Source organism: Sphingobium sp. GW456-12-10-14-TSB1, assembly GCF_059424385.1.
Genome location: NZ_JBWKZI010000001.1, coordinates 2,857,053 through 2,880,365, shown reverse-complemented (window position 1 = coordinate 2,880,365; position 23,313 = coordinate 2,857,053). Strand labels below are relative to the sequence as shown.

At 63.8% G+C, this 23,313-nt stretch carries 21 protein-coding genes and 1 tRNA gene; 9 read left to right on the top strand and 13 right to left on the bottom strand.

Going from position 1 to position 23,313, the window contains the following annotated elements; genetic code table 11:
- Positions 1 to 2 precede the first annotated feature (2 nt).
- The 7 genes from AC07X9_RS14045 to AC07X9_RS14015 all read right to left on the bottom strand — a co-directional run bounded on the left by AC07X9_RS14045 (position 3) and on the right by AC07X9_RS14015 (position 8,684).
- Positions 3 to 4,352 (bottom strand): strawberry notch-like NTP hydrolase domain-containing protein, encoded by a 4,350-nt coding sequence (locus tag AC07X9_RS14045; RefSeq protein WP_086485837.1) that lies wholly within the window; start codon positions 4,350 to 4,352, stop codon positions 3 to 5.
- A gap of 164 nt (positions 4,353 to 4,516) precedes the next feature.
- Positions 4,517 to 4,732, bottom strand: a complete 216-nt coding sequence (locus AC07X9_RS14040) for a DUF6117 family protein (protein ID WP_086485836.1) — start codon at positions 4,730 to 4,732, stop codon at positions 4,517 to 4,519.
- Complete coding sequence (locus AC07X9_RS14035) at positions 4,719 to 5,237, bottom strand: hypothetical protein (protein WP_086485835.1); 519 nt, start codon at positions 5,235 to 5,237, stop codon at positions 4,719 to 4,721. Before AC07X9_RS14035 ends, AC07X9_RS14040 begins: the two co-directional genes overlap by 14 nt.
- 82 nt (positions 5,238 to 5,319) lie before the next feature.
- A complete protein-coding gene (locus tag AC07X9_RS14030; protein ID WP_086485974.1) occupies positions 5,320 to 5,685 on the bottom strand; it encodes a DUF6915 family protein in 366 nt (121 codons plus the stop codon).
- A gap of 10 nt (positions 5,686 to 5,695) precedes the next feature.
- A complete protein-coding gene (locus tag AC07X9_RS14025; RefSeq protein ID WP_086485834.1) occupies positions 5,696 to 6,163 on the bottom strand; it encodes a DUF6878 family protein in 468 nt (155 codons plus the stop codon).
- Between the two features lie 84 nt (positions 6,164 to 6,247).
- A complete protein-coding gene (locus tag AC07X9_RS14020) occupies positions 6,248 to 6,445 on the bottom strand; it encodes a hypothetical protein (protein ID WP_254908076.1) in 198 nt (65 codons plus the stop codon).
- 97 nt (positions 6,446 to 6,542) lie between these two features.
- Positions 6,543 to 8,684, bottom strand: a complete 2,142-nt coding sequence (locus tag AC07X9_RS14015; RefSeq protein WP_086485833.1) for a ParB/RepB/Spo0J family partition protein — start codon at positions 8,682 to 8,684, stop codon at positions 6,543 to 6,545.
- Positions 8,685 to 8,835: 151 nt separating this feature from the next.
- Between AC07X9_RS14015 and AC07X9_RS14010 the strand changes: the two genes are divergently transcribed.
- Positions 8,836 to 9,030: a hypothetical protein gene (locus AC07X9_RS14010; protein WP_086485832.1), complete on the top strand. Its 195-nt coding sequence runs from the start codon at positions 8,836 to 8,838 to the stop codon at positions 9,028 to 9,030.
- Between the two features lie 5 nt (positions 9,031 to 9,035).
- Here the strand turns inward: AC07X9_RS14010 and AC07X9_RS14005 are convergent, their stop codons facing one another.
- The 4 genes from AC07X9_RS14005 to AC07X9_RS13990 all read right to left on the bottom strand — a co-directional run bounded on the left by AC07X9_RS14005 (position 9,036) and on the right by AC07X9_RS13990 (position 11,763).
- Positions 9,036 to 9,884, bottom strand: coding sequence for a hypothetical protein (locus AC07X9_RS14005; RefSeq protein ID WP_140159594.1), 849 nt, complete (start codon positions 9,882 to 9,884; stop codon positions 9,036 to 9,038).
- A gap of 112 nt (positions 9,885 to 9,996) precedes the next feature.
- Positions 9,997 to 10,398 (bottom strand): DUF2958 domain-containing protein, encoded by a 402-nt coding sequence (locus AC07X9_RS14000; RefSeq protein WP_086485830.1) that lies wholly within the window; start codon positions 10,396 to 10,398, stop codon positions 9,997 to 9,999.
- Complete coding sequence (locus AC07X9_RS13995) at positions 10,395 to 11,297, bottom strand: ArdC family protein (protein WP_086485829.1); 903 nt, start codon at positions 11,295 to 11,297, stop codon at positions 10,395 to 10,397. The genes AC07X9_RS14000 and AC07X9_RS13995 overlap by 4 nt, the downstream gene beginning before the upstream one ends.
- A 391-nt stretch (positions 11,298 to 11,688) precedes the next feature.
- A tRNA-Gly gene (locus AC07X9_RS13990) sits at positions 11,689 to 11,763 on the bottom strand.
- A gap of 364 nt (positions 11,764 to 12,127) precedes the next feature.
- Here AC07X9_RS13990 and paoA point away from each other — a divergent pair.
- From paoA to AC07X9_RS13970, 4 genes are all read left to right on the top strand, one after another.
- Positions 12,128 to 12,763 carry an aldehyde dehydrogenase iron-sulfur subunit PaoA gene (gene paoA, locus AC07X9_RS13985; RefSeq protein ID WP_026002497.1) on the top strand — a complete coding sequence of 212 codons (636 nt, stop codon included), beginning with the start codon at positions 12,128 to 12,130 and terminating at the stop codon, positions 12,761 to 12,763.
- Complete coding sequence (locus tag AC07X9_RS13980; protein WP_017183701.1) at positions 12,760 to 13,716, top strand: FAD binding domain-containing protein; 957 nt, start codon at positions 12,760 to 12,762, stop codon at positions 13,714 to 13,716. Before paoA ends, AC07X9_RS13980 begins: the two co-directional genes overlap by 4 nt.
- Positions 13,713 to 15,920 carry an aldehyde oxidoreductase molybdenum-binding subunit PaoC gene (gene paoC, locus AC07X9_RS13975; protein WP_017183702.1) on the top strand — a complete coding sequence of 736 codons (2,208 nt, stop codon included), beginning with the start codon at positions 13,713 to 13,715 and terminating at the stop codon, positions 15,918 to 15,920. Before AC07X9_RS13980 ends, paoC begins: the two co-directional genes overlap by 4 nt.
- A gap of 80 nt (positions 15,921 to 16,000) precedes the next feature.
- Positions 16,001 to 18,310, top strand: a complete 2,310-nt coding sequence (locus tag AC07X9_RS13970; protein WP_017183703.1) for a TonB-dependent receptor — start codon at positions 16,001 to 16,003, stop codon at positions 18,308 to 18,310.
- On the opposite strand, the gene AC07X9_RS13965 is transcribed toward AC07X9_RS13970, so the two are convergent.
- Together AC07X9_RS13965 and AC07X9_RS13960 are read right to left on the bottom strand one after the other, a co-directional pair.
- Complete coding sequence (locus tag AC07X9_RS13965) at positions 18,294 to 19,244, bottom strand: quinoprotein relay system zinc metallohydrolase 1 (protein WP_017183704.1); 951 nt, start codon at positions 19,242 to 19,244, stop codon at positions 18,294 to 18,296. The two genes, AC07X9_RS13970 and AC07X9_RS13965, sit on opposite strands and share 17 nt — an antisense overlap.
- A complete protein-coding gene (locus AC07X9_RS13960) occupies positions 19,241 to 20,038 on the bottom strand; it encodes a quinoprotein dehydrogenase-associated SoxYZ-like carrier (RefSeq protein WP_017183705.1) in 798 nt (265 codons plus the stop codon). The genes AC07X9_RS13965 and AC07X9_RS13960 overlap by 4 nt, the downstream gene beginning before the upstream one ends.
- A gap of 82 nt (positions 20,039 to 20,120) precedes the next feature.
- Here AC07X9_RS13960 and AC07X9_RS13955 point away from each other — a divergent pair, with 82 nt between their 5' ends.
- The 4 genes from AC07X9_RS13955 (at position 20,121) to AC07X9_RS13940 (ending at position 23,300) form a co-directional block, all read left to right on the top strand.
- Positions 20,121 to 20,663: a rhodanese-like domain-containing protein gene (locus tag AC07X9_RS13955; RefSeq protein WP_086485828.1), complete on the top strand. Its 543-nt coding sequence runs from the start codon at positions 20,121 to 20,123 to the stop codon at positions 20,661 to 20,663.
- 90 nt (positions 20,664 to 20,753) lie between these two features.
- On the top strand, positions 20,754 to 21,197 hold the full coding sequence (locus AC07X9_RS13950; protein WP_017183707.1) for a pseudoazurin: 444 nt from the start codon (positions 20,754 to 20,756) through the stop codon (positions 21,195 to 21,197).
- 75 nt (positions 21,198 to 21,272) lie between these two features.
- The gene (adh, locus tag AC07X9_RS13945; RefSeq protein WP_017183708.1) at positions 21,273 to 22,793 is read left to right on the top strand and encodes an aldehyde dehydrogenase; all 1,521 of its coding nucleotides are present in this window, start codon (positions 21,273 to 21,275) and stop codon (positions 22,791 to 22,793) included.
- A 102-nt stretch (positions 22,794 to 22,895) separates the two neighbouring features.
- The gene (locus AC07X9_RS13940; RefSeq protein ID WP_017183709.1) at positions 22,896 to 23,300 is read left to right on the top strand and encodes a DUF779 domain-containing protein; all 405 of its coding nucleotides are present in this window, start codon (positions 22,896 to 22,898) and stop codon (positions 23,298 to 23,300) included.
- Positions 23,301 to 23,313: the final 13 nt, after the last annotated feature.

The window sequence follows — 23,313 nt, the reverse complement described above, 5'->3', positions numbered from 1 at the left end:
CCTCAGGCGGCCTTGCGCGTGGAGAGCCTGTCGATCGGATATCGCTCGAGCAGCCGGTCCAGCACATCGGCGCCGACAGCCCCTGCCGGCACATAGAGCCTGAGTTTCCACGAGACGATCTCCGAGATCAAGCCCATGGCCTTGAGGCGTTCGACGCCCAGATCGTTGAAACCGGTCAGTTCGATGCGCCAGTCGTGCATGGCGCGGACACGCTGGAGCTTCTGGTCCTGCGCCAGATGCATCACGGCTTCGCCGGACATCAGCATCGACAAGGCTTCCTCGCCGGAAAGCCGCACCGGGCCATCGTCATTGGTGACGCTTGCCGCCCAGGCCGGAGACACGCGGCGGCCGATGACCCGCTCGCCGTCATCGCTCTGGAGCCGATAAACGCGTGTCGACTCGTCGGGCAGTCGCTTCCAGATCGGGAGCAGCAGGCCGGAGACCATGTGCAGGGTCGAAGTCTCATGCGTGGGTAGTCCTACAAGTTCCGCCTTCCACGCCGCGCTGAACCTGTCGTGGTCGGCTTCCTCCCATTGGCTTGCCAGCAGCGTTTCCGCTGGAACGACGCTGGCGGTCAGCGGCCAGATCAGGCGCACGCGCGGATGAACGGCGCCGTCGTCATCGGTCACGCTGCGCGCCCGGCGCTGGACGGCGCCGCGGCCCGTCTTGCTGTTGACCAGCAGCTTTGCGCCCTTGCTACCAACCATAGCCAGCGCGTCCTCCAGAGACAGCGGCGTCAGCCGGTCCTTGCGCTCGATGGTCAGAAGCTGCGTCTGCGCGCCCGTGCCCGGATGGGTATAGATCGGCGTGCGTCCGACGATGCGGAAGCTCTCGGCCTGCAAGGTCTCCAAACCGATTTCATAGCTGCCCGACGCCCGCGCCTGTTCGATCCGGGCGGTGAGCAGGCCTTCGAATGCCTCGAACAGCAGGTTCTGCATCGCGACGGCGAGCGCGAGCATGCGGTTGAGGAAGGTGTTGATGCCGGGCAGTTCGTCCTTGAGGCCGCCGTCGCCGTCGAGAAGCGAGAGTCCAGTCGCCGTTTCGAAGCGGGCGAGCGAGCAGCCTTCGACCTTGCCGCGCGCGAGAAGGACATAGAGCTGGCGCAGCGCATCGCGGGCATACCAGCTTTCGAGATTATCCTCGGGCCGGAACATATTCTGGCCGCCGGTCTGGCGCTGGCCGCGGGTGATCGCGCCCAAAGAATCCAGACGCCGGGCGATGGTCGAGATGAAGCGTTTCTGCGCCTTTACATCGGTCGAGACCGGCCGGAACAGCGGCGGCTGCTTCTGATTGGTCCGGTTGGTGCGGCCGAACCCCTGGATCGCCGCGTCGGCCTTCCAGCCTGCTTCGAGCAGATAATGGACGCGGCGGCGCTGGTTCGCGGCGCCAAGATCGGCATGATAGGATCGGCCGGTGCCGCCGGCTTCGGAGAAGACGAGGATGCGCTTGGCGTCATTCTGGAAGGCGTCGGTCTCGTGCAGAGCTGCCGAAGAGGGGCGGTTCTCAACCGCAAAGCGGATTGAGCCGTCATCGTTGCACCGGGGAACGATGCGGCGCGAACGCCCGGTTACCTCGGCGACCATGTCCGTCCCGAAATGCTGGACAATCTGGTCGAGCGCGCCGGGAACGGGCGGGAGTGCGGCGAGCCGTTCGATCATCGCATCTCGCCGACGCACGGCCTCGCGGTTGACGACCGGGTTGCCGTCGTCGTCATGGACCGGACGGGAGGAGAGATTGCCTTCCCCATCGGTGAACGGCTCGTAGAGCTGCACCGGAAAGCTGTGCTGGAGGTAGGACAGGACGCCGTCGCGCGGCGTGATGTCCACCGAGACGTCATTCCATTCGTCGGCGGGGATTTCGGCGAGGCGGCGCTCCTGCAAGGCCTCGCCGGTCGAGACGATCTGCACCACGGCCGCGTGCCCTGCTTCCAGATCGCGTTCGATGCTGGCGATGACGCTCGGCGTCTGCATGCTGGTGATGAGGTGATTGAAGAAGCGCTGGAGCATCCCCTGATAGGCGGATTTCGCGGCGGCTTTGGCCTGCCGGTTCAGAGTGCCATGGATGGCGCTGGTGACGCCGGCGGCTTCGAGCGCGGCATCAAGGTTGTTGTGGATCACCTCGAACGCAGAAGCGAAACTATCATAGATGCGGACCTGCTCAGACGTGAGCTTGTGCTCGAGCATCTCATATTCGACGCCATCGAAGGACAGCGAGCGGGCGGCATAGAGACCGAGGGCCTTCAAATCGCGGGCCAGAACTTCCATCGCAGCGACCCCGCCATTCTCGATCGCGCTGACGAATTCACCGCGCGTCGCGAACGGAAAATCTTCGCTGCCCCAAAGGCCCAGCCTTTGCGCATAAGCGAGGTTCTGGACGGTGGTCGCGCCGGTCGCCGAGACATAGACGATTCGGGCATCGGGCAGCGCATGCTGGAGACGTAGGCCGGCGCGGCCTTGCTGTGAGGGCGCGACATCCCCGCGCTCCCCCTTGCCGCCCGCCGCATTGGCCATGGCATGGGCTTCGTCGAACACAATCACGCCGTCGAAGTCCGGCCCTAGCCATTCGACGATCTGCTCGACCCGCGACTTCTTGCCACCGCGCTCCTGCGAGCGCAGCGTCGCATAGGTGGTGAACAGCACGCCCTCGTCGAGTCGGATACCGGCGCCTTGACGGAAGCGCGAGAGCGGCGTCACTAGGAGCCGCTCCTGGCCAAGCGCCGACCAGTCGCGTTGGGCGTCCTCAAGCAGCCGGTCCGATACGGAAATCCACACCGCGCGGCGGCGCCCCTTCAGCCAATTGTCGAGAATGATACCCGCGACCTGGCGGCCCTTGCCCGCGCCGGTGCCGTCGCCCAGAAACCATCCGCGCCGGAACGTCACGGCGTCTTCGGTATCCTCCGGCGCGGCGGAGACGACATCGAAGGTCGCATCGGCCTTCCATGCGCCCGACAGATGCCCCGAATGCGCTTCTCCTGCAAAGATGACGGATTCGAGCTGGGCGTCGGACAATATGCCAAGCGTCACGAGTTGCGGCGGCAGATGCGGGCGGTAGGAGGGCTTGGGCGGCGCGACCGAAGCCATCGCCGCAGACTGGACCATTGGTGTCGGATGCGTGGCTGAGCCGGAGATCGCGATCGACTGGAGCACATAGGGCTCATAAATGCTGTCCCCCAAGCGTTCCGCCGGCGGTGTCCAGTCCATAGTGTCATAGGCCAGCTCGACCGCCTCCGGTTCGGGCTCTGAAGGCGCCGAGACTGCCACCGCAGCCCACGCGTTCGTTCGGACAGGCGAAGCCGATGCCGTGACCGGCAGGACCGCGACTGGTGGCGGTGTGATAGGTGAGCGCGGCGGAACCTGTGCCTGAACCCAGGCGAGCAGGATCGCGGTATCCGGGGCGACGCCCGCGCTCGGCGGGAAGCTACAAGGATCTTCGGCCGGCAGCTTGTCGATGACGGTCAGGCGGGTGTCGATCGTCGTGCCATGCTTCGCATAGACTTTGCCGTCGATCGCGGCGGTGAATACGACGCGGCCCGTCTCCTGCAACCGCGCGAAGGTGTCGCGCCAGGCTGGCGCATCGGGCGCACAATTCGCACCCGTGATCGCGACCAGGCGGCCGCCGGGCTCCAGGCGCACCAGCGCTGAGGCGATATGGCGCAGAGCCGCGTCCTTCATGGTGCGGTCGACATGCGCGACCGCTGAGAACGGCGGATTCATCAGCACGATGCTCGGGCGGATGGCGGCAGGCAGCCGGTCGTCGATCGAAGCGGCATCATGACCCGAGACCGGCACGTCCGGGAACAGCAGCCTCAGCATCTCGGCGCGGGTCTCGCCCAGTTCGTTGAGCGTGAGCCCCGCCCGCGCCAGCGGGGCATGGACGGCGAGCATGCCGGTGCCGGCGGATGGCTCCAGCACATGATCGCCGGGATGGATCGACGCCGCCACGCTTGCGACGAAGGCAAGGCCGGGCGGCGTGCTGAACTGCTGGAGTGCCTGCGAGGTTTCCGAACGGCGGGTGTGCGTGGGCATCAAGGCGGCGATGCGCTCGATCAGCGCCAGTGCGTTCGGCGCCGCGCGGCCGACAATCGCCTGGCCATAACGCCGCAGGAACAGGATTTCGGCGGCCTCACAGGCGTCGTAGGCGCTTTTCCAATCCCAGGCGCCTTCGGAATCGCTCGCGCCGAAAGCATCTGTCATCGCCGAGTGGAGCAGGGTTGCGTCAATAGCGCGGCCTGCCTCGAGCGCTGGCAATAGGCTGCGCGCGGCTGCTAGCAGAGCTTGCGCCCGCGCCTCAAAGTCGAACGCAGCGGTAAGGGACGCGGCGCGAAGCGCCGCGTCGGACAGGATCTGGATCATTGGTGGAGGCCTCCGGGAGAGCGGGAACAGGTGAAGCCCGCCGGATGCTCTCCCTTTTGAGGCCCGGCCGGGTTCCCCCTCCCGGTCAGGACTCTTCCTCTCAACTGGAGTGGATGGCGCCAGCGTATCCGGATTACTACATGAGCGGCCGCACTGCGGCGCACTCAAGCAGGCGGAGTGTAGGCCTCGTAGGGATTGCCAGGAGCGAGATGGCCGAACGGCGTCATCACATAATCGCCTTCGTCGCGGTGGACGGCGCAGAGGACATAGCGGGTCTTACCACTCACGACTTCGGTGCATTCCATCAGCGCCAGATCGCCTGCCTTGGCGGCCTTCACCAGCGTCTCGAAATTGGCGCGGGCGTAATCAGGGATTGCCATGACCGATTTCCTCGTTGGCCTGAGCTTCCTTGTAGAAGCGGTCGAACAGCGTGTTGGTCGATTCCGAACGGATGGTCTCGGCGGTGATCAGCATGGCGAGCCCGCCAAAGCCGTCGGATCGCATCTTCGAGCAGGTGAAAGCCATAGTCACGGTCAGATGATCGAGGGCTGGCGAGCGGCGCACGATGTCCTGCAACACGTCGGTCCAGAGATCGCCGCACATATCGAGTTCGATGTCATCCTCGCCAAGGATCGCATCGGGCTGTTCATCAATCAGCTTCTGTGCAAGACGGCTGGTGCCGGGCTTGGCCGCGTCAAGGGCCGCCCGGACGTCGCCAGCGGGCATGAAGATAAGATCGTTGGCGCCCTCCTCGCTGTAGTAATAGGCAGCCTCGTCAGCGATTTCCTCTTCGAACACCTGTGCGAGGAACAGGCGTTCGATCGGCAGCATAGCGCTGAGCGGAATAAACGGTTCGACCACGGTCGGGGTGTAATAATCGGCCATCGTCTGGCTCCTTGATATGCTTTGGCCCCGGCGATCGGCGCCGAGGGCAGCGGCTTGATTGAAAATGCGTGAGTGCCGTTAGTCAGGCGGCAAGGGCTTCGAACGGATCGACATCGCGGTGAATCGGCTGTGCGCGACCCATCCAGGGCTCGGGCCGGATGCATCGCACCCAGTCTGCGAAGCTCGGGATAAACCCCAGATCCTCGCAAACGTGCTGCTCCCCGACAAGGCGAACGGGAACGACGCGCCCCGTCGAGACAGTGATCGTCGCGCCGAAGAAGCGCTCGAGCATGAAGATGCCCTCGGCATGATGACGCAAAGCGCGGTGCCGGAAATCCGCCGTGATCGCCTTGGATTCATCGAACCACTGGTGAAGTGGCAGATAGTCTTCCGGCTCGCCTCCCCATTTGCGGACCGAGGACAGCGCATGGTGATAACAATGTCCCATCATCGCCTCCTCACCATTCGTGCGCATAGTTTTCGGACGAGGTGAACCGCTCATTATAGTCGAGCGTGATCGTCCCGGCGGTCACGTCGAACGTGAATTCGCCATATGCGCCGTCATTATTCTCCCACCCGCAATGCGTCTGGCGGAGCAGGTCATAGGTAAGGTTCTCGATCGCTTCGCTTGCCGAGTGGCAATTGGCGACGGGCTGGTCGGCGCCATGGTGCAGCGTCTTCATTTCAACGGCGCCGCCGGGCAGATCGGCTGGCTGATCGCCGATGAAGGCCGTGATATCCTCGATTTGGCCGCTATCGCCATAGCCGTCGAAGGTGACGGTTACGAGCGTGATGCCCATCGAAGCGAGGCAGGTGAACAGCTTTGCCTTGTTTTCGGGAACGAGGTTCGCGGCATCGGCTTCCCATTGAGAAAAGCGCTGCATGATCGCCGCCATGTCGATGGCAGGCCGGTTTGCGTCCGTCATTGGAGGTCTCCTGAAAGGCAAAAGCCCGGCGTGGAGACCGGGCTTGCGAGAATGATTGGAAACAGGGTGGATGGCGCCGCCGGGTCATTCCCGAAGGCCGCCAGAGGCGATGTCCGCGATCCATTCGGCCGCTTCATCGAAATCGGCGTCATCATCCTCGACCCGCCGCGCGAGTGCGATGGCGCCGGGGCGGCCAAGCTGCCCGAGCCGCTGAAGGGCGAGCAGCAACACGGGCGCCAGTTCATCGGGTGTCGCGGTGTCGATCTGGGTGGTTCGCATCATATGTCTCCTGAAAATGCGAAAGCCCGACGCGGTTACGCCGGGCTCGAATGATGGACGGGGAGATAGGCGGGACGGTCGAAATCGCCCCGCTGGAAGGTCAGGCCGCTGCCGCGATGCCGTCACCATCGTCATCGACCGGCTGCGCCTCGTCGTCGAGAAAAGCCGGCAGATCGGTAGCTTCGGCATCCGCCGCCGGGCCGTTGGCAGGCACGTCGAGCAGTTCGGGCGTCCGCATCGGCTCGGGAAGCCATCCGGCGTCCTCAAGCAGCCGCTCGGCCTCGTTCGCCATGTCGCCCTTCTTCAGATGGTCGATCATTTCGGCGAACTTCGATCCCTTGGCCTCGGCGACGTCGGCAAGGATGCGTGGTTTGGTCACGCTGCGGAAATAGCCATCGACCGTCGGACGCCAGCCCGCGCCGACCAGATCGAGGCCAACGGTCCGCGCCAGGACATGGCTGTGCGCAATGCGCCGCTCGACGCTGTGCTTCGAGATGCGGCCATTGTCATACTTCGGCACCACCTCGGCTTGCGCGTTCAATGCCTGCGAAGCGCAATGCGCGAACAGCGCGGCCTGTTCGGCACCGTCGAACTGGAGCAGCGCGTCCCACAGATCCTTGTCGCTGTCCGGCAGCCGGTCGGCCCAGCGCTTGTGGCGCTCAGCAATCGCCTTGGCCGGCGTGCTGTCGCGCAAACCTGAAGGCGCGAACCCGAACGACACCTTGCAGAGCGACAGTTCCAGGCAGGATTCGCGGCTGTAGGTGTAGAAGGTGCTGAGCACGAAAGTGTGCAGCACCGCCGCGAAGGCCGTGGATGGGTTCTGCGCGAGGGCATCCTGCAGCGCGAGCGTGCGCCATGCTGTCAGTTCGGCGACCAGGCGGTCGGGAAGGGGCTTGAGAATTTCGCCACCTTCCTCATCGTCTGCGGCGGATACCGTGTCGATCGGCACGACATTGGTCCCGGCCGCACCGTTCGCCATCTCGCTGCCCTCATCGGCAGAATGCCTCTCGGCGCTGGAATCCGAATCCGCTTCGTCGTCTTCGTTCTCGGCGACTGGCTCATCCTCCGGGCGGATATAGCCGCGTTCGATGCAGAGCGATCCATCGCCCTCGATTGAAAGGAATACGCCAGACCGCGGCATCTCTTGCGCGTTGAAGGTCAGTGGACGCTCGACCAGAGCGCCGATCTCGGCATCGATGGCGGCGATGCGTTCATGCACCTCTTCCGGGACATTCGGGTCGTCGGACCACTCCGCCTCGATCTCTTCGGCCTCGGCCTCCAACTTCGCGAGCCGTGCATCCTCTTCGGCAGTCCGCAGGACCGGCACGCCGTCGATCTGGCGCAAGCCATTGGTCACGCCCCAGGGCAAATCGACGGCGGTCGCGACCCACTTCCAGCCTTCGGCGCCGATTTTCTCCCCTTCGGCTTCGAGCTTTGCAGCGACGAGCCGGTCGAGCAGCGCGGGATCGGTCAGCCAGCCGCCGTCGTCATCCTCGAAGAGGTCGCGCATTACGCCACCACCCGCTTCGAAATAGGCGTCAGTCCCGACGAACCGCACCCGCTTGTCCGAAACACGCACGCTGTTCTCGGTCAGCTTCTGCCGGATGTAGGCGCCCGACCGGTTGTAGCTATGGGCAAGCAGTTCCCAGACCTGCTCCTGACGTTCATGATCGTCGGAGACCGAGAAGGCGATGAGCTGCTCCAGCGTCATGCCGTCTTCGGCATAGACCTCGTGCAGCTTGGGTGAAACTCTCGCGAGCTTCAGCCGCTGGTTCACGACGGCCGGCGTCACGAGGAAGTGCGCGGCGATCGATTCGACATCTTGTCCCTTGTCGACCATCGCTTGCATGGCCCGGAACTGGTCAAGTGGGTGAAGCTGCTCGCGAAAGGTGTTTTCCGCGTAGCTGTCTTCTTCGGCGGAGATCACGTCGTCGGCCGCCTTGACGACACAGGGGACGGCTGCGTCCTTCGCGAGCCGCCTCTGCTTCACCAGTAGCTCCAGCGCGCGAAACCGCCGGCCACCGGCCGGCACCTCGAACTGGCCGGTCTCATGGCCCTCGCTATCCAGGATGGGCCGCACGTTGAGGCTCTGGAGCAGAGTGCGGCGGACGATGTCCTCTGCCAGCTCGCCGATCGATACGCCGGCCTTCACCCGGCGGACATTGGACTGGGATAGATGCAAGCGGTCGAACGGAATATCGCGCGAGCCGCTAAGGGTGATTTTCTGGGGCGCTTTGGCCATGGGACTTCTCCATGACGGGCCGCCGCGAGACTCTCTCCCGGCTCCCAGCCCGTCACAAAGGCCTCCGGCCTTCCTCTTCCTCTCCCGCCCGCCTCAGGCGGGCGGGCACCGGTCGTTGGTGCGCTAAGCCGCGCCGGGCTATTGATGCGCCATGGGCAATGATCTCGACGACATCAGGGCACAGGCCGATTGCCCGGTCTGCGGACGCGAATTCAGCGTCAGCTATCGGACGCTGCGACTCGATCGCACGGTCGAGTGCCCAGGCTGCGGCGAGACCATCCGGCCGATCGACGACACGTCGATCGGCATGGTCCAGCGCCTGATCGACGAGACTGATGGGAAATAGTTCAATCAGGGATCGGGCCAGTCCCGGCGCATTTCCAGCAGATTGAGGATCTTCTGATAGCTGTGGTCCGGCCGTATCTCGCCGGTATAGCCCGCGTCGCGTATCTCGGCCTCCCGCTCCTTCGTTTCGAAGGAAATGAGCCGGGGATCGAAGCTGATGCTGTGGAAGAGCGTGTTCGGCTCTACCCGGACATTGCGAACCTGAGGCACGGCCTGATCCTTCGGCCAGGAACGTGCGATCAGCATCAGTCGCACTTCCTGCTCATGTGCAAAATAATTCCGCTTCCAAAGGAGTGATTCGGCGCGTCCCTGCACGGTGCGGAAGAAGGCGGGGCCATACCCGTCGGTGTTGCACGCATTGACGATGCGCTGGCCGATTTCGTTGTCTTCGACATAATCGACGCAGCCGATCACGAAATGACTGTCGGCGCCGTCAGCATGCCAGCCTTCCGCCGCCGCCAGCAGGTGCCGGACGGTCGTTGTGACGGTAACGCCTTCCGCATCACGATCGCTGTTCCGCCGGCTTTGTGGATCGATCCGCACGCGCGAATAGGCGCGAAGCAAGGTGTCCGAACCAGGATTGAGCGACCAGCATTGCGCCCAGACCGGCGCCAGATAGGCAGAGAGTGGTTGTTGTCCTTTCGGCGGAGAGAGCTTGCTTCCCTCCAGCATGCACAAGGCTGCCGGATCCTCGCGCGGATCTTCCCAGAAATGAGGTGCGACCAGCCCCATATCTTTCGACCGAAGGATGTCGAGGAAACGGCCGAGCGGGAATATCCTTCGAACCGCTGCATCCAGATCGGGCAGCCGCGCAACATGACGGCATGGATCGGCACTGATTTGCATGAGGTCCACCCGTCACTCCTCCTCTGACAAACGCAGCTATGGTAACCGGGGTCAGTGAACAATTTGTCGAGAGATCCTGCCGTTGGACCAGGTCCAGCGATATTCGTCTGACGGATTCACCTCATTCCCCTCCGTCGCTATCCGTCGCCACCCGCCGAAGGATGCATTCACCCTCAACCAGCGATCCGGCGCGGGAAGCGGCCTCGGCATAAACCGAGAGCGGAAACTCGCCCTCGAAGAGGACATCGCGCTCGATGCCGAGACCGAAGGGAAGCTGGATAGATTCCAGTTCCTCCAGCGCAAAGCTCCCCAGTTCCGGACAGCCGAAGCCGAGATCGGCGAGGCCAAAGAGAATCCCGTCTTCATCCAACTCCGTGGCGAGCCAGGTGGCGGGGCCAAGGGGATTGAAGAAGCGAACCACTGGCATCGGGTCCGGCGCGGGTTCGCCGCGGCGAAGCGCCTCGCAGCGGGCGCGGTGATTGGCGCGCAGTTGGTCGCGCAATTCTGGTGTGACGAGGATCATGCCGCCAACTCCTTGGCTTGGGGCTGCTGTGCCCACATCCAGTCGGCCGCTTGCTGAGCCTTGCTGGCAGCAGTGAAAATCGCGCGCGGATCATCTTTCAGCGCTCGCAACCACGAGGCAACGTAAGCGGCATGATCGGGTCGCGGATGGTGCGCGATGCCGAGGTCAGCCAGTACGAACGACGCGGTGAGTTCGGCGCAGGCTTCTTCGATAGGCAGCCAATTGCGCTTGAACCGATCGCCGAAATTGCGATCGAGACGATGCTTTGCCCCTGTAGCGTGCGCGCACTCGTGGAGGATCGTCCCCATCTGGGCGACTGCATCGCGGAACGCCGAGAAAGGCGGCATGAAGATCTGATCGAGGTCGATCCGGTAATGGGCGTCATAGGCGCCTTCGGTGATCGGTATCTTTAATGCCGCGACGAATGTCTCGGCATGGGCGATGCGCTCACACTCGGGCAGCAAGGTCGCCGGTTCCGGTTCATATCCCTCGACCTGGGCAATGTTGAACACGGTGAACGCGCGGGCGAACATTCGGCCTGGGCGCGGATCGCCGTCATCGTGATCGTCATCGGCTCGGCAAGCCGCCTGCTTCCAGAGCACGACGGTGGTGCCGCGCTCACCCTTGCGAACCTGCGCGCCAACGGCCTGCCACTGGCGATAGGTTCCCCAGATGCCACTGGGATAGCCGGACGCCTGTGCGGCAATCCAAAGCGCCAGAACATTCACGCCGCGGTAGCGCCTTGATGAAGCGATGTTCTCGGGACGGGTGACGGCGGCGCCGTCGTGATGCCAGGGCATGCGCCAATCGCCGGCGCCGGCTTCGATCGCGGAAATAATCTCGGCGGTGATGCGCGAATAGACGTCGGCGCGCTCGGCCGATCCGTTGGTTCGGTTCATGGGAGGTCTCCATGACGGGCCGACGGCGAGCCTCTCTCGCCGTGCTAAACCCGTCACGGCCAACCGGCCGCACTCTCCCTCTGGCAGGGCGTTATGGGGCGGCAGCCCCGTTCGAAGGGGTCCGGGGAGACGAGGAACGCGGCTCACGGGGAGGGGAAGGCTTCCCCACCACCCGATCTCGTTGCGGACACGTCTCGATGAGAATCGGCAATGGCGAGGACATGATCGACGGATCGTCGTCGCGGCACCGCTCAAAAAACGAGCGGAGCGGAACGGATCAACGCGAGCTCATTACCGCAAAATCGGTGGACACCAAGTGGACACCAATGAAATTTGGCATCTACCCGCCAATGGCGGTGATCGCAGAACTAATTGATTTTCTTAGGAAAACTGGAGCGGGCGAAGGGATTCGAACCCTCGACCCCAACCTTGGCAAGGTTGTGCTCTACCCCTGAGCTACGCCCGCTCGACGCTTGATGGAGACGCTGTCCCCGTCGGGTGAGGCGGGCAACTAGCAGCGCTTTTCGGGATGGGCAAGGGGAGAATTGCCAAGATCGTGAAATTCCTGCTCCGACTGGCAAAGTGGGCGACTTTGCAGGGCTTTGCGCCCGTGTCACCCGAAGCGAAAGGCGTGCGCGGCAATGCCAGGGCCGCCGCTGCTGCCCATGATTGATTCGCTCTGTCCGAAAAATCAACGTGGGTGGCATTTCGCAACTTTGCCTGGGTGGTCATTCTGTTAATCTGGGGATCAAACTCCATATTTATGTCCAGCGGCGGATCATTTGTCGCGTCCCTTCGTATGACAGTCCAAGCAAGAGGAAGCACCCGCGATGCCATCCGATCATCTCACGCGCCGTTCCCTGTTGCAGGGAAGTGCGGCGGTTGCCGCAGCGGCCCCCACGCTGGCGTCTGCCGGTGCGGCCACTGCACGACCCACAGCCAAGGGAGAAACCGGGATGATTCCCGTGGAATTGACCGTGAACGGGCGCGAGGTGCATCTGCAAGTCGATCCGCGCACCACCCTGCTCGACGCGCTGCGTGAGCATCTGCATCTGACCGGGACGAAGAAGGGTTGCGATCAGGGGCAGTGCGGTGCGTGCACCGTCATCGTCGAAGGCAGGCGTATCAACAGCTGCCTGACGCTGGCGGTCATGCATGATGGCGACACGGTGACGACGATCGAGGGGTTGGGAACTCCCGACAAGCTCCATCCGATGCAGCGCGCCTTCATCACGCATGACGGTTATCAATGCGGCTATTGCACACCGGGACAGATATGCTCGGCTGTCGCGGTGCTGGAAGAAATTGCGGCGGGCGTCCCCAGCCATGTGACCGATGATCTGGACCGGGTTGCGCTATCCGACCGAGAATTGCGCGAAAGGATGAGCGGCAATATCTGCCGCTGCGCCGCCTATCCCAACATCATAGCCGCCATGAATGAAGTGGCCGGGGAGAAGAAGGCATGAAGCCTTTTACCTATAGCCGCGCGACCAGCGTTGCGGATGCCGCCAAGACCGCAGCCGCAATGCAGGGCGCGCGCTTCATTGCCGGCGGCACCAATCTGCTCGACCTGATGAAGCTCCAGATCGAAACGCCGACCCACCTGATCGACGTCAATCATCTGGGCCTCGACCGGATCGAACCGACGCCAGAGGGTGGATTGCGCATCGGCGCGCTGGTCCGCAATACCGACCTGGCGGCCGACAAGACGGTGCGCCGCGACTATGGCGTGCTGAGCCGCGCGCTGCTGGCGGGCGCTTCGGGACAATTGCGCAACAAGGCGACAACGGCAGGCAACCTGCTTCAGCGGACCCGATGCCCTTATTTTTACGACACCAACATGCCTTGCAACAAGCGCAAGCCCGGCAGCGGTTGCGGCGCGATCGGCGGGATCAGCCGTAGCCTTGTCATATTGGGAGTAAGCGACGCCTGTATCGCCCAGCATCCCAGCGACATGGCAGTGGCGATGCGATTGCTCGACGCGCAGGTCGAGACGGTCGGGGCGGACGGCGCGGCGCGCGCCATACCCATAGCCGATTTCCACACGCTGCCCGGTGACACGCCCCATATCGAATCCGCGCTCAAGAATGGCGAGATCATCACATCGGTGACCTTGCCCAAGCCAATCGGCGGCACCCATGTCTATCGCAAGGTGCGCGACCGGGCGTCCTACGCCTTTGCACTGGTGTCGGTCGCCGCTGTGTTCGGCAAGGACGGCGCAGGCCGCTTCGCCTTTGGCGGCATCGGCGCAAAACCATGGCGAACGCCAGCGGCAGACGCTGCCGCCTCAGCCGGGGCGAAGGCGGTGGCGGAAGCAGCACTGAGCGGCGCGCGCACGACCCATCACAATGCATTCAAGAAAACGCTGGTCGAACGGACGCTGGCGTCGCTCTATCGGCAGAAGGAGGCCCGGTCGTGAAATTCGATACGCCCGCCACCACCAACCCCATCGACAAGGGCCGCGTCGTCGGCGTCGCACAGGACCGTATCGACGGCCCTGCCAAGGTTACCGGCAGTGCGCCCTATGCCTATGAACGGCATGATGCTGCGCCCAACGCCGTCTATGGCTGGATCGTCGGGTCCGCGATCGCCAAGGGAAGGATCGCGGCCATGGACCTGCGCGCGGCTGAAGCAGCGCCCGGCGTGCTGGGGATAGTGACCCACGCCAATGCCGGTAAGCTGGGCAAGGGAAATTATAATACCGCTCCGCTGCTGGGCGGCCCGGCGATCATGCATTATGATCAGGCGGTGGCGCTGGTGATCGCCGACACATTTGAAAATGCGCGCGCAGCCGCCAAGCTGGTGCGGATCGATTATACGCCGCAGGATGGCAAGTTCGATCTGAACACCGAACTGGACAATGCCGTCAAACCGCCAGACAGCGGCTTTGGCGGGGCCGCCGATACCGCCGTTGGCGATTTTGAGGGAGCCTTTGCCAAGGCAGCGGTCAGGATCGACCAGCGCTACACCACCCCAGATCATAGCCATGCCATGATGGAACCCCATGCGACCACCGCCGCGTGGAACGGCGACAAGCTGACGCTGTGGACGGCAAATCAGATGATTGCCTGGAGCGTGGGGGAAGTCGCCAAGACGCTGGGCATTCCCAAAGACAATGTCCGTCTCGTTTCGCCCTATATTGGCGGAGGTTTTGGCGCCAAGCTGTTCCTGCGCGCCGACGCTTTGCTCGCGGCATTGGGGGCCAGGGAAGTCGGACGTCCGGTCAAGGTCATGATCGCCCGCAACCAGATACCCAACAATACCACCCATCGTCCCGCGACGGTCCAGCGCATCCGCATAGGCGCCGACAAGAATGGGGTGATCGATGCCATCGGCCATGAAGTATGGTCGGGTGACCTGCCCGGCGGCGGCCCGGAGACGGCGGCGATGCAGACGCGGCTGCTCTATGGTGGCGCGAACCGCCTGACCGCGCATCGCCTCGCCACGCTCGACCTGCCCGAAGGCAATGCGATGCGCGCGCCCGGCGAAGCCGTCGGTTTGCTGGCGCTGGAAATCGCGATGGACGAATTGGCGGAAGCATGTGGCGTCGATCCGGTCGAACTGCGCATCCGTAACGATGTGCAATATGATCCCGAAGCGGGGCCGCAACGCCCCTTTTCCAGCCGCAAGCTGGTCGAATGTTTGCGCGCCGGGGCTGACCGGTTTGGATGGAGCAAGCGCAATCCCACACCTGGCAAGGTGCGCGATGGCCGCTGGCTGGTCGGCATGGGGGTGGCCGCCGCATTCCGTAACAATATGGTCGGCAAATCGGGTGCGCGGATCGGCGTGGATGGCACCGGCAAGGTCATAGTCGAAACCGACATGACGGACATCGGCACCGGCAGCTATACCATTATCGGCCAGACCGCGGCGGAGATGCTGGGCGTATCGCTGGATGACGTCATTGTGCGGCTGGGCGACAGCCGCTTCCCCGCATCCGCCGGGTCTGGCGGTCAATGGGGGGCGAACAGTTCTACAGCCGGCGTCTATGCCGCCGCCATGGCGCTGCGGGCAAAGCTTGCGGAAAAGGCGGGCTATCCGGCCGACCAGGCGCAGTTTGAAGATGGTCTGGTGAAATTGGGCAATCAGTCGCAAACGCTGGCTGCGCTCGCCGGTCGCGAGGGTCTATGGGCGCAGGACAGTATCGAATTTGGCGATCTGGACAAACGCTATGCCCAGGCCACGTTCGGCGCGCATTTCTGCGAAGTCGGGGTGGACATCGACACCGCCGAAGTGCGCATCCGCCGCATGGGCGGGGCGTTTGCGGCCGGGCGCATTCTCAATCCCAAATCCGCGCGCAGCCAGGTGATCGGCGCGATGACCATGGGCGCCGGTGCGGCATTGATGGAGGCGTTGGAGGTCGACACCCGCTTTGGCCTGTTCATCAATCATGACATGGCCGAATATGCCGTGCCGGTCCATGCCGACATACCCGAACAAGATGTGCTGTTCATCGACGAACTGGACGACAAAAGTTCACCGATGAAAGCCAAGGGCGTGGGCGAGCTGGGCATTTGCGGCGCGGGCGCAGCGGTTGCCAATGCAGTCTACAACGCTACTGGCCTGCGGCTGCGCGACTATCCGCTTACCATCGACAAGCTGTTGAAAGCGCAGATGATCTGAGGATGGACCGACCCAAGGTCTAATGGAGCGCCGTCACCTGCCCCCCTAGCCTTCCTCCCATAGACATAATGGAGGATGGCATGAGGGGTGTGACGGCGCTGTTGGCAACAAGCGCGATGGTGCTGTGCGGCGGCATCGCGCGGGCGGATGAGGCAGATGCCGGTCGCCAGCCCATCATCGTGACGGCGCCGGGCGGCGGCATCGACAGCGACGACGGCCTGTCGCTGTCCGCGGCCGACATCGCCAAAGGCGGCAGTCCCGATCTGCTGGGCGCGCTGGTCCGTAACTTCGCCGGTGTCACCTTGCAGGACGCGCAAAACAACCCGTGGCAGCCCAATCTGGTCTATCGCGGCTTTGTCGCTTCGCCGCTTCAGGGACAGGCGCAGGGGATCGCCACCTATCTGGACGGCGCGCGCTTCAACCAGCCGTTCGGCGACACCATGCAGTTCGACCTGTTGCCCGAAGCCGCCATTGCGCGGATTAGCCTGCTCGACAAAAGCGCGGTTTATGGCCTCAACGCTCTGGGCGGGGCGTTGCTGATCGACACCAAGACCGGGCTGAGCGATCCCGGACTGGAGGCCAGCGTTTCACAGGGCCGGTTCGGCATGACCGAAGCGAGCATCGCGGCGGGCGGGGCACGGGGCGATTTCAGCGCCTTCGCGGCGTTTCAATACACACGGGACGATGGCTGGCGCGCCTTTTCGCCCTCGACATTATACAATGGCTATCTCGACCTTGGCTTCGACGCGCCTGGTGGTGGCCTGCACATCAAGCTGGTCGGGGCGGACACCGACCTGACCGGCAATGGCGTTTCGCCGGTCGAACTGCTCGCGGTCGATCGGCGTGCGGTATTCACCTGGCCCGACAATAGCGCCAGCCGCTATGGCCGGGTCAGCCTGCATCCCTGGGTCGCGCTATCGGATACGACCCGGATCGAAGGGACGCTCTACGCGCAAAAACTGACGCTGCGCAGCGTCAATGGCGACGCTGCCGATATCGAGGGTTGCGAGGAAGAGGATGAGGCTGGCCTGCTATGCCTGGAAACGGTGGGGGATACCGAAGATGAGGAGGAACAGGCGGTCCTGACGGACGCCAATGGCGATCCGATCGCCGATAGCCTGGGGGGTGAAGGCTATGGCGTCCTCAATCGCGGGCGCACCGCGACGCGGGCGATGGGGGCGCTGGTGCAACTGATCGACCAGCGGGCTTTGGGCGCGGGGGACAATCATCTGGCGCTGGGGCTGAGTTACGACACAAGCCGCACCCGGTTCGACACATCGACCGAACTCGGCGCGATGACCGAGGAGCGAAGCGTCGAAGGGCTGGGACCGATCATCATCCAGCCAGACGGCGCCATCGCGCCGGTGGGATTGGTCGCCCATACCGATTATTGGGGGGTATTCGCCCAGGATCGGTTGCCTATCACCCCGCGCCTGTCAGCCGAAATCGCACTGCGATATAATTGGGCGCGGGTGGTGTTGCAGGACCAGATCGGCACCGCGCTCAATGGTCGGCATCATTTTTCCCGGCTGAATCCCGGCATCGAGTTCGACTATGAGTTGTCCGACGCTTTGGCGCTGCGCGCGGGCTATGCGGAAAGCAACCGCGTGCCGACTCCGGCCGAACTGTCCTGCGCCGATGAAAATGCGCCATGCAGCCTGACCAATTTCTTCATCGCCGATCCGCCGTTGAAGCAGGTGGTCGCCAAAAGCTGGGAAGCGGGTGCGAAGGGCAAGGCGCAGCTTGGCGGCTTTGCGGTTGATTGGCTGTTGTCGGCCTGGCGGACAGACAATCGCAACGACATTCAATATGTCGCATCGGAAATTCGGGGCCGCGCCTATTTCCGCAATATCGGCAGCACCAGGCGGCAGGGCGTGGAAGCGACGATCCGCGCACAGCGGGGCGGGCTGCAAGCGGGCCTCAGCTATGCCTTTACCGACGCCACCTATCGCGCGCCGCTCAGCCTATCCAGCCCGGCCAATCCGACAGCGGACGAGGACGGCCTGATCGCCGTCGAGCGCGGGGATCGCCTGCCCGGTATAGCCCGGCATAGCGCGACGCTGAACCTGGACTATGCCGGTCAGGGCTGGAGCATTGGCGGCGATGTGATCGCGCGATCGGGCCAATATCTGGTCGGCGACGAAGGGAATGATACGCCCAGGCTGGGCGGCTACGCCATCGTCAATCTGCGCGCGAGCGTGGATGTGGTGCGCGGCGTCAGCCTGTTTGGCGAGGTGCGCAATGCGCTGGGCAGGCGCTACGCGACCTTTGGCACGTTCAGCGAGGTCGATGAGATCGAACTGGAGGAAGCGCCGGGCGCATCCAATCCCCGTGCCTATGGACCGGGCGCGCCGCGCCGCTGGCAGGTGGGGATCAGGGCGCGCTTTTGACGTCGATACGCGGCAGCAATGCCGCTTCGATGCCAGGATAGAGATGCGACACGCTGCGCTGCACTTCGTAGCGGGCGGCGGCCATCCGGGCAAAGCGGGCGGGGATAGGCAGGTCGCCCGCCTCCACCATGTCGAGACCATCGCGCACCGCCTGCGTCAGTGCGCCTTCCAGCCAGTCGATCCAGTCGCGCGTCTGGGCAATGGCCGCCGTTCCTGTCGGGTCGAGCGGCCCATGGCCAGGCAGGACGCCGCCATGGGGCAAGGCCTTCAGCTGCTCCAGACTGGCGCGCCAGGCCGCAAGATCGGCGGTCGGGGTGCTGGGCGCGCGATCATGAAAAACCAGATCACCCGCCAACAGCAGGCCGCTTCTTTCGTCCAGCAGCGCCAGATCCGCACTGCTATGGCCGGAAAGCGCAAGCAGGCGCAGCACCCGCCCGCCAAAATCCTCCTGCGCCGCCATGATGGTCCGGCCCGGCAGGATCAGGTCCGTGCCGCGCATCCAGTCGCCCAGCAGCCTGTACATGCCATCGGCATAGCCCTGCCCCTGCGCCGTCAACGCCGCGATCGTGCCCGGCAGCGCGGCGACGATGGCAGGATCGAAGGCGGCCAGCCCCAGGCCATGATCGGGATGGAGATGGCTGACATAGACCCGTATTATGCGCTGGCCCGTCAATTGCTCGGCCACCTGGCGCAGGGCGCGGCCATAGCGAAGCGAAGGGCCGCATTCCCATAGCACCGTCCCGGCGGGCGTCGCGATGATGGCGATATTGGCGATGGCCCCGCCATTATGCTCTTCGATCGGCTCGTCCGCGCCGCGCACCATCCAGATGCCATCGCCGACCGGCACCGCCGTGATGCTATAGTCGGCCGCACGAGCCGGCATCGTCGCCAGGCCCGCTATCCCGCCCAGCATGGCGCGTCGCGACAGCTTCATCGTCCGCCCGGCATCGGCGACTGACGCGCCAAAATGAGGTTGGCCCGATAGTCGCGCCCGTTGGTATCACGCGCCGCGACCCGCAGCGCCGCATCCGGGCTGCCGTCCACCATCAGCGTGATCGCCGGGTCTTCCGCCACCGATGCCCAGATATCCATGTCACCCAGCACACGCCCCTCCCCGTCGGTCACCGCCAGCGCCTCCAGATGATAAGTGGCGATATTTTCGACAAGGCCGGTGTCCATCGGATGCCGGAAGCTCAGCCGCACTCGATTATAGCCCTGCGCCATCGGCCAGACTTCGCCACGTATCTCGCCCAGATGGTCAGCCCAGTCGCCCTTGACCCGGCTGACGGGTGGCGCGGAACAGCCGCCGCCCGCGGCATCGATCCAGCCGCCCGACACCAGCCATTGCCCGCTGTCCAGTTGCACCGCGCCGCGTATCGGAGTGCGCTGATCCAGTTTGATCCGAGTCGCGACATAGGGCGCGGCATGCAGGGGGCGATAGTCGATCGCGACCGGAATGGGATTAAGGTCCGCGAGCAGGATCATGCGCCTGACCCCCGCTATTCCGCGCGCATCGATAACCACCGGAAAGGCGCGCTGGTTTTCCGCAATCATCGGGAAGGACACATGGACTCGGGGGTCGAACCGCACCGGATCATCACCGAACAATGTGCGCGCATGGGCTATCCACATCGGTGAGCCGAGCGGATCGGCAGGCGGAGCGGCCCCGGCACCGGCCGGCGCCAGCGTCAGCATGATCGCGACCCATAGGCTCTTTGCCCTGCGCATATCCTTCTCCCTTATGACAGGGTCTAATAGAGGGCGCGACGCGCTACCATTGGCCCTTGGGTCATAAGCCGGGGAGAGGATCATGCGGCGCTTCATCATGACGGCGATGCTGGTTGCGTCGTCCGCGCTGGCGCAGGAGCCATTGTTCGACGCCGATGGCTATCGCGTCGCGCATTATCGCGCGCCAGTGCGCCAGCCGCCCGCCGGCGTCGGCCGAATCGCCTTGGCAGCAGCGGCGCAGCTTGTGCCGGACAGGGATGCCATCTTCATCGATGTCCTGCCGGCCGAAGGTGGTCATCGTGAACCGGACGGGCGCTGGCGGCTGGCGTCATCGCATGACTCCATCCCTGGCGCGCACTGGTTTCCCGATGCCGGGCGTGGCCAGCCCGATCCCGCCATTGCCGGGGATTTTGCCACGGGCGTTGTCCGGTTGACGGGGCGCGCGCGCGGCAGGATGCTGATCCTGTTCTGCCGCTCCGACTGCTGGATGGGCTGGAACGCTGCCAAAAGGTTGCGATCGATGGGCTTTGCCAATGTCTGGTGGCTGGCGGAGGGGACGGATGGCTGGCGCGACCTTGGCCTGCCACTCGCGCCGGTCCAACCCGAAGGCGGCACGGCCACATAGGACCAAAGACCCATTGTGCGCAGGCGCGCTCCGGTCGCACTCTTGGCGCAATCTGGCGGCCATTAGCCGCGTGCATCTTTGGAGAGTGATGTGATCCATCTGCGCCTGTCAGCTGGCCTTGCCGCTGCCCTGCTCCTTTCGCCGCTGCCCGCTGCGGCAAAGGACATTGTGGTCCATATGAAAAATCAGGGCGCGGACGGGGCGATGGTGTTTGAACCATCCTTCGTGAAGGTTGCGCCGGGCGATACCATCCATTTCAAGCCGACCGACGCCAGCCACAATGCCGAAACGATGGCGAACATGCTGCCCGCGGGCGCAACGCCGGTGAAGGGCGCGATGAACAAGGAGATGGTGCTGACCGTCGCCAAGCCTGGCCTCTACGGCATAAAATGCATGCCCCATTATTCGATGGGCATGGTCGCGCTGGTCCAGGTGGGCAAGGTGTCCGCCGCCGACCTGGCAGCGGCCAAGGCGGTCAAGCTGCCCCCCTTTGCCGCCAAGCGCATGACGGCGGCGCTCGCAAAAGTGAAATAGACCCAAGGTGCAATGGCCCGGCACAGGTCGCCGCGCCATGTTTTCAGCCAATTTCGACAGGACAGGAGTAGGACGATGCTGCAGCAGGCGATGGAGCGGTTCACCGGCAAGACGCTGATCCGCAACCAGTATGACAATTATATCGACGGCCAGTGGGTCGCCCCGGTCAAGGGCGGCTATTTCGAAAATATTTCCCCCGTGACGGGCCAGGTCGTCGGGACCATAGCACGCGGAACGGCCGAGGATATCGAGCTGGCGCTCGACGCGGCGCACAAGGCGAAGGATGCCTGGGGCAAGACCTCCACGACGGAACGCTCGAACATCCTGCTCAAGATTGCCGACCGGATGGAAGCCAATCTGGACCTGATCGCGATGGCCGAGACGATCGACAATGGCAAGCCGATCCGCGAAACGACCCATGCCGACATTCCGCTGGCCATCGACCATTTCCGCTACTTTGCAGGCTGCGTTCGCGCCCAGGAAGGGTCGATCAGCGAGATCGATCATGACACTATCGCCTACCATTTCCACGAACCGCTGGGCGTGGTCGGCCAGATCATTCCCTGGAACTTCCCGATCCTGATGGCGGTGTGGAAGCTGGCCCCGGCACTGGCGGCTGGCAATTGCATCGTGCTGAAGCCCGCCGAACAGACGCCCATGTCGGTTCTGGTGCTGCTGGACATTATCGGCGACCTGCTGCCGCCCGGCGTGCTGAACGTCGTCAACGGCTTTGGCGTCGAAGCGGGCAAGCCGCTGGCCAGCAACAAGCGGATCAGCAAGATCGCCTTCACCGGCGAAACGACGACCGGCCGCCTGATCATGCAATATGCGTCGGAAAATCTGATTCCCGTCACGCTGGAACTGGGCGGCAAGTCGCCCAACATCTTCTTTGCTGACGTGATGGATGCAGACGACGATTATTTCGACAAGTGCCTGGAAGGCTTTGCGATGTTCGCCCTCAATCAGGGCGAAGTGTGCACCTGCCCCAGCCGGGCGCTGATCCAGGAATCGATCTACGAAAAGTTCATCGAACGCGCGATTGCGCGCGTGAAGGCGATCAAGCAGGGTAGCCCGCTCGACCCGGCGACCATGATCGGCGCGCAGGCGTCGAATGACCAGCTGGAAAAGATCCTCTCCTATATCGAGATTGGTCTGGCCGAAGGCGCGGAACTGCTGACCGGCGGCGCGCGCGCGCAGCTGGATGGCGAACTGAGCGAAGGCTATTATGTCACCCCGACGGTGTTGAAGGGGCATAACAGGATGCGGATATTCCAGGAGGAGATTTTCGGTCCGGTTCTGGCCGTCACCACCTTCAAGGATGAGGCCGAAGCGCTCGCCATCGCCAACGACACGCTCTATGGTCTGGGCGCAGGCGTGTGGACGCGCGATGGAAGCCGCGCCTATCGCATGGGCCGTGGCATCCAGGCCGGTCGGGTGTGGACCAACTGCTATCATGCCTATCCGGCCCATGCCGCCTTTGGTGGTTTCAAACAGTCGGGCATCGGCCGCGAAAACCACAAGATGATGCTGGACCATTATCAGCAGACGAAGAATTTGCTGGTCAGCTACAGCCCCAAGGCGCTGGGCTTCTTCTAAAGGGTCGCAACGAAGGCGCTTGCCTTTCCCCTGTAAGCGCCTTCGTCCCAGGCGGGCGTCCCTAACGGACGTCCGCCCCTTTTTGTAAAGGAAAGCCTGGCTGTGACGAACCCGCTTCCGCCCCGCATATTGGCGACAGATGCAGCGCTGGCGCTGATCGCGCAGCTGACCGACAGGCATGGGCCGCTGATGTTTCACCAGTCGGGCGGCTGTTGCGACGGGTCCGCGCCAATGTGCTTTCCGCGCGGCGAATTCAAGGTGGGCGCGCAGGACGTGCTGCTGGGCCATGTCGGGGGCGAAGTGCCGGTATGGATCGGCGCGGCCCAGTTCGAATATTGGCGCCATACCCAGGTGACGATCGATATTGTGCCAGGGCGCGGCGCGGGCATGTCGCTGGAAAGCCCGGAAGGGATGCGCTTCATCGTCCGGTCGCGCATTTTTACCGACGACGAAAACGCCCTGCTGGAAGCGGCCGGCGATCCACCAAGAGGCAACGCCATCGCCTGACGTGACAAATGCG